The sequence below is a fragment of the Streptomyces sp. NPDC002265 genome (assembly GCF_040296125.1).
In the GTDB taxonomy this organism is placed as follows: Bacteria; Actinomycetota; Actinomycetes; order Streptomycetales; family Streptomycetaceae; genus Streptomyces.
Genome location: NZ_JBEOWS010000469.1, coordinates 1 through 6,126, shown reverse-complemented (window position 1 = coordinate 6,126; position 6,126 = coordinate 1). Strand labels below are relative to the sequence as shown.

The following is a 6,126-nucleotide window of genomic DNA, read 5'->3' as shown; positions in this document are numbered from 1 at the left end:
GCACGCCACAGTGCCGCCGGGGCGTTCGTGTATCACAGCCTTCGGGCGTATAACGGCACAAGACGTTCAACGGCTAGTGCTATCGGATGTTCAGGCATCGTATGTCTGTGACGTGAAAGCGCCGCGCGTGAGCCGCACGAGTGCTCGGCTTTCACACTTGACGATTCCTTCAGGAGGACACGTGGGACGACTCTTCGGCACGGACGGTGTGCGCGGTGTCGCCAACGCGGATCTGACGGCCGAGATGGCACTCGGCCTGTCCGTCGCGGCGGCACACGTGCTGGCCGAGGCGGGTACGTTCGCGGGCCACCGGCCGACGGCGGTGGTCGGACGGGATCCGCGCGCGTCCGGGGAGTTCCTGGAGGCCGCCGTGGTCGCGGGCCTCGCGAGCGCGGGCGTGGACGTGCTGCGGGTCGGCGTGCTGCCGACGCCGGCGGTCGCGTACCTCACCGGCGTGCTCGGCGCCGACCTCGGCGTGATGCTGTCCGCCAGCCACAACGCCATGCCGGACAACGGTGTCAAGTTCTTCGCCCGCGGCGGCCACAAGCTCGCCGACGAGCTGGAGGACCGGATCGAGACCGTCTACGACGAGCACCGCACCGGCGCCCCCTGGGAGCGGCCGACCGGAGCGGGCGTCGGCCGGGTCCGGACGTACGACGAAGGGTTCGACCGTTACGTCGCCCACCTCATCGCCGTCCTGCCGAACCGGCTGGACGGGCTGAAGATCGTCCTCGACGAGGCGCACGGTGCCGCCGCCCGGGTCTCGCCCGAGGCGTTCGCCCGCGCGGGCGCCGAGGTCATCACCATCGGTGCCGAGCCGGACGGCCTCAACATCAACGACGGCTGCGGCTCGACCCACCTCGGCCCGCTGAAGGAGGCCGTGCGTACCCACGGCGCGGACTTCGGCATCGCCCACGACGGCGACGCCGACCGCTGCCTCGCGGTGGACCACACCGGCGAGGAGATCGACGGCGACCAGATCCTCGCGGTGCTGGCGCTGGCGATGCGGGAGCGTTCCGCGCTGCGCTCCGAGACCGTGGTCGCGACCGTGATGTCCAACCTGGGCTTCAAGCTGGCGCTGGAGCGGGAAGGGCTGAAGCTCGTCCAGACCGCCGTCGGTGACCGCTACGTCCTGGAGGAGATGAAGGAGCACGGCTACGCCCTCGGCGGCGAGCAGTCCGGGCACGTCATCATCCTCGACCACGCGACGACCGGCGACGGCACGCTGACCGGTCTGATGCTGGCCGCCCGGGTCGCGGAGACCGGACGGTCGCTGCGCGAGCTCGCGGGTGTGATGGAGCGGCTGCCACAGGTGCTCGTCAACGTCCCCGACGTGGACCGCAGTCGGGTCGCGACGTCCGAGGAGCTGGCCGCCGCGGTGGCCGAGGCGGAGCTCGAACTCGGCACCACGGGCCGGGTGTTGTTGCGCCCGTCCGGCACCGAGCCGCTGGTCCGCGTGATGGTCGAGGCGGCGGACATCGACCAGGCCCGGTCGGTGGCCGGCCGGCTGGCCGACGTGGTGAAGTCCGCGCTGGGCTGAGCGGCCCGGGACGCTAGGCCGGTTCCCGGATGAACTCCTTGCGCTGTCTGGCCCAGAACCACTTCTGGGCCAGCAGTGTCAGGGTCCCCGCGAGGATGATGCCGAGCAGGTTCAGCGCCAACTGCTCGGAGGAGCCGATGGTCTGCCGGGTGTCGCCGAAGCTCAGGGCCAGCGCCGCGTTGGCGGCCGCGGGCACCGTCGTCACCGAGATCGCGACGCCGACCAGGGCGCCGGACTTGGCGGACGTCAGGGAGAGTGTCCCGGCGGCTCCCGCGAGCACCGCCACGACGAAGGAGAACCAGTCGGGGGCGTAGACGAAGCTGGTCTGCGGCCGGTCCCCCTCCAACTGCTCCTTGGTGAACAGGCCGACGGCGTCCATGAAGAGGCTGAAGCCCACCGTCAGCGCCATCGCCACCGCGAAGCCCACCACCAGGGCGATCAGCGAGCGCAGCGCCAGCCGCGGGGCGCGCTGCACGATCGAGGTGCACACCCCCGCCAGCGGCCCGAACTCCGGGCCCACCGCCATGGCGCCCACGATCAGGATCGCGTTGTCGAGCACCACACCGCAGGCCGCGATCATGGTGGCGATCGTGATGAACGCGAGGTAGGTGACCGACAGGGTCGACTCCTCGTGCGTCTCCTCGGCCAGGTGCTCCCACAGCACCGCGTCCGCGCCCTCGCCGGGCGCCTCGTCCTCGGCGTTCTCGGCGCGTTTCGACAGCGACAGATCGATGTTCTCGACGGCGATGGAGCCGGTCCTGTCCAGACCCAGTTCCTGGAGCCCGCTGAGCAGTTCGTCCCCCGCCTCGCGGGCGACGTCGCACATGACCACGTCCCCCGCCGGGTTGCGGGCGGTGCCCGGCAGCACCACGAGATGGGTGGTGCCGACCGTCTTCTCGATCAGCCGGACCACGTCGTCGGTCCGGTCGGACGGGGTGATCAGTCGTAGGTGCAGCATGCAGGGCAGGGTAGCCGTCAGAGTTTGCGCAGGCTCAGCCGCTGCACCTTGTGGTCCGCGCCCTTGCGCACGATCAGGGTCGCCCGGCCCCGGGTGGGGGCCACGTTCTCCACGAGGTTGGGCTTGTTGATGGTGCGCCAGGTGGTGCGCGCGTAGTCGAGGGCCTCCTCCTCGGACACCTGGGTGTACTTGCGGAAGTACGAGGACGGGTTCTGGAAGGCGGTCTCGCGCAGCTTCTGGAACCGGTTGAGGTACCAGCGCTCGATGTCCTCGGTGCGGGCGTCGACGTACACGCTGAAGTCGAAGTAGTCGGCGAGACCCACCCGGGTGCGGCCGTCCTTGCCCGGCAGGGCCGGCTGGAGGACGTTCAGGCCCTCGACGATCAGGATGTCCGGGCGGCGCACGGTCAGCCGCTTGTCGGGGACGATGTCGTAGATGAGGTGCGAGTAGACGGGGGCCGTCACCTCGTCCTTGCCGGCCTTGATGTCGGCGACGAACCGGGTCAGCGCGCGCCGGTCGTACGACTCCGGGAACCCCTTGCGGGACATCAGCCCCCGGGCCTGGAGCTCCTTGGTGGGCAGCAGGAAACCGTCCGTGGTCACCAGTTCGACGCGAGGATGTTCGGGCCATCGGGAGAGCAGCGCCTGGAGCAGTCGAGCGACGGTCGACTTGCCGACCGCGACCGACCCCGCGACGCCTATGACGAACGGGGTGCCGGACTGCGACCCCTGCTCGCCGAGGAAGGTGTTCAGCGCCCCTCGGAGCCCGTCGGTGGCGCCGATGTACAGGTTGAGCAGCCGCGACAGCGGGAGGTAGATGTCGCGCACCTCGTCGAGGTCGATGACATCGCCCAGACCGCGCAGCTTCTCGACCTCCTCGGCGGTCAGCGGCAGCGGCGTCTTCTCACGCAGCGCGCTCCATTCGGCACGGGTGAGGTCGACGTAGGGAGTCGCCTCCGGCCTGTGCCGGTGGGCGCTCCTGGGCATCGAGGAGACCGGAGAGATCACAGTCCATTGTTAACGGAGTTTGAACGGGACGGGGGGTGGGGTACGTCACGCTCCGCTGTCGGGTGGGTCCGCCCCCTTGCCGCGATGGTCCTACCCGAGGTGGATGTTCGGCATGTGCAGGAGGCCGCCCGCTTGCTGTACGGACGCTGCGCACACGTCAGAGAGGCTGTGGTCCGATCAAGGCGGCCTCCACGGCGGCGCCCGTCATCTCGATCAGTACGGCGTCCTCCCGCATGTCCGCGGGAAGGTGCACATGTGCTTCGGTGGCGCAGAGAAATACGCCCTCGCGCGGCTCGAAGATCACAGCCTCCAGCCGTGATGCCAGTTCGGCCACAATGGCGAATACACCGGAACCGGAATGCGGACGCTCCACCTGGATGCCGGCTTCGTCGACGAAGATCTCGGCCTCACTCCCGTCCGCAGCCCTGACCCAATACTGAAGTCGTCCGTCCTCCATCGCCGTGAGCGTCTGGTCACCGATTTCATAGGGGCCGAGTACCGCCCGAACGACATCCATGTCCAGAGGAACGGGTGTGTCACTTCCCTCGACGAACTTGTAGATGGACGGGCTGTAGCTCATAGAAGGTCCCTCTGTCCTGGGTCATGAGCCTGGAGGTCGTCCACCGTCGAGGGCGGCCGACCTCCAGGCGACGTTTCACGCCGGGCCGTGTCTGAAGACGACTGTAATGCCCTTGATGTCTTCGTCGGCCATCATGTATGTGAAGGCCGTGGCGGTTCTTTCGTCAGAGACGTACCAAATGATCGGCACGTCGCCCGCTGCTCGAGCCTGATCCTTCGCCTGCTTGACCGGTTCCGTGACCCATTTCTGGAGTTTACCTTCGGGGGTGAACATCCTGTCGGTCAGTTTTTGGTTCTTGGCATCGATGAGAGTCCCGTTTTGGTAGCCGTCGAACTTGACGTACCCGGATTTTCTCCAGCTTGCAGGAACCTTGTAGGAAATTCCGGACGGAACTCCTTCGGTCACCAGCTGCTCGTAGGCTCGGTCAGCCTGCGACATGCCTTCTGTCTCTGCGATCCATGTTCCTGGGCCGCCCAGTTCGAGCCACTTGCAGTAAGCACCTCCGCCGCTCACGGTTCGGACGAAACTGCTGCGGACGACACCCGGCGGGCAACCCTTTTCCAATTGTCGGAGAGCTCTGGTGCTGATGCCGGCGATGGCCTCATCGGACAGGCCGACGCCACGCAGAGCGTTCCAGGCGTGCTCGAACTCGATGCCAGTCCTCGCGGAAGCGTCCAATGCCGTGATCGCGTCCGCGATGGGCTTGAGGAGCTTGCCTGCGAACAGTGAGGCGACGTCCACGCCTGCCCAGGCGCAGCCGCCCCAGCTTCCTTCCTCGCCGCCGGGGGCGAACTTCTCGGCGCACTTGATCCAGCTGCCGAAGAGGATGTCGACCGGGTCGATGTTGCTCTGGTACTCCGCGATCGTGATGGTGTGCGTGATCGTCTGGGACAGTTCGTCGGTCCGGAACTCGCCCAGGTACTGGGTGGCGTCCGACGGGCAGGTGAGCTTCATCGGGTCCAGGTCCTGTGCGGTGCACAGGTACAGGTCGAGGAGCTCCGTGTAGCGGATCTTCTCGGTGATCGTGCAGTCGCCCCGGTAGAAGAGCTTGTCGATCCAGCCGTCGCAGCCGTCCGTCTTCTTGAGGACCTCCGGATCGCCGACCTTGTCGATGCGGTCGACGACGTAGAACATGTTGCCGATCCAGCCGCCGTTGCCGTCGGGAACGGTTCCGGTGTCGATCTGCTTGGCCTTGCCCGCCTTCTCGGCCCGGTCGGCCGCGTCCTGGGCCTCCTTGGCGTACTTGTCGGCTTCCTTCGCGGCCTGTTCGGCCTCGGTGGCTGCCGCGTCGGCGCGGTCTGCTGCCGTTCGGGCGTCCTTGGCGTCCTGTTCGGCCTGGGCGGCGGCGGAGCGGGCGGCGGACGCGTCGAGTTCGGCGGCGTCGGCGGAGTCGCGGGCGTCCTTGGCGTAGCCCTCGGCGCGTCCGGCGGCCCTGTCGGCGGCCGCGGCGTCCTCGGTGGCCTGGTTGTCGTAGTCGACGGTGCGGGCCAGTGAGGCCGAGGCGGCGGATGCGGCCTTCGCCGCGTCGGCCGCGTAGCCGAGGGCCTCCTTGGAATAGGTCCGGGCGTCGGCCGCGTACCGGGCCGCGTCGGCCGCGTGCTGGTAAGCCTCCTTGGCATCACCCTTGGCCTGGTCGGCGAGGTTCTTCGCCGCCTGGGCCTCGGCCGCCGCGTTCCTGGCGTGCGCGTCGGCGACGGCCTGCTGCTGCTCGCCGATCGTCTTGGAGCTCTGTCCGGTCAGTACGACCAAGGCGGCGGCGGAGTCGTTGTCTACGTAGGCCGAGCCGATCTGGATGGCGTCGTTGGCCGGGTCGGCCACCTGTTCGGCGGCTTTACCGGCGTCCACCGCTGCCTGCGCGGTGACGTACGCGAACCCGGCGGCCTTCGCCGAGGCCGCGAGGGCCTTGGCCGCCTCCGCACCGGCGGCGTTCGCCTGGGTGCGGGCGTCCTTGGCGTGCTGTGCGGCTTCACCGGCCAGCTTGACCGACGCCTTGGCCTCGGCGGAGGCGTCCTGGGAGGCCTTGATCGCGTCGGCGACGGCG

The 6,126-nt window shown here is 68.6% G+C and carries 4 protein-coding genes and 1 pseudogene; 1 reads left to right on the top strand and 4 read right to left on the bottom strand.

Annotated elements, in window-relative coordinates; all coding sequences use genetic code 11:
* Window positions 1-181 precede the first annotated feature (181 nt).
* Entirely contained in the window at window positions 182-1,540 is a 1,359-nt protein-coding gene (glmM, locus tag ABT085_RS42715; RefSeq protein WP_351621493.1) for a phosphoglucosamine mutase, read from the top strand.
* Between the two features lie 13 nt (window positions 1,541-1,553).
* Here glmM and ABT085_RS42710 read toward each other — a convergent pair whose 3' ends face one another.
* The 4 genes and pseudogenes from ABT085_RS42710 to ABT085_RS42695 all read right to left on the bottom strand — a co-directional run.
* Window positions 1,554-2,498, bottom strand: a complete 945-nt coding sequence (locus tag ABT085_RS42710) for a DUF389 domain-containing protein (RefSeq protein WP_351621489.1) — start codon at window positions 2,496-2,498, stop codon at window positions 1,554-1,556.
* 17 nt (window positions 2,499-2,515) lie between these two features.
* Complete coding sequence (gene coaA / locus ABT085_RS42705; RefSeq protein ID WP_385521093.1) at window positions 2,516-3,484, bottom strand: type I pantothenate kinase; 969 nt, start codon at window positions 3,482-3,484, stop codon at window positions 2,516-2,518.
* A 178-nt stretch (window positions 3,485-3,662) separates the two neighbouring features.
* Window positions 3,663-4,085, bottom strand: a complete 423-nt coding sequence (locus ABT085_RS42700) for a hypothetical protein (protein ID WP_351621483.1) — start codon at window positions 4,083-4,085, stop codon at window positions 3,663-3,665.
* A gap of 75 nt (window positions 4,086-4,160) precedes the next feature.
* Window positions 4,161-6,126, bottom strand: a pseudogene (locus tag ABT085_RS42695) (virulence factor); the annotation flags it as partial.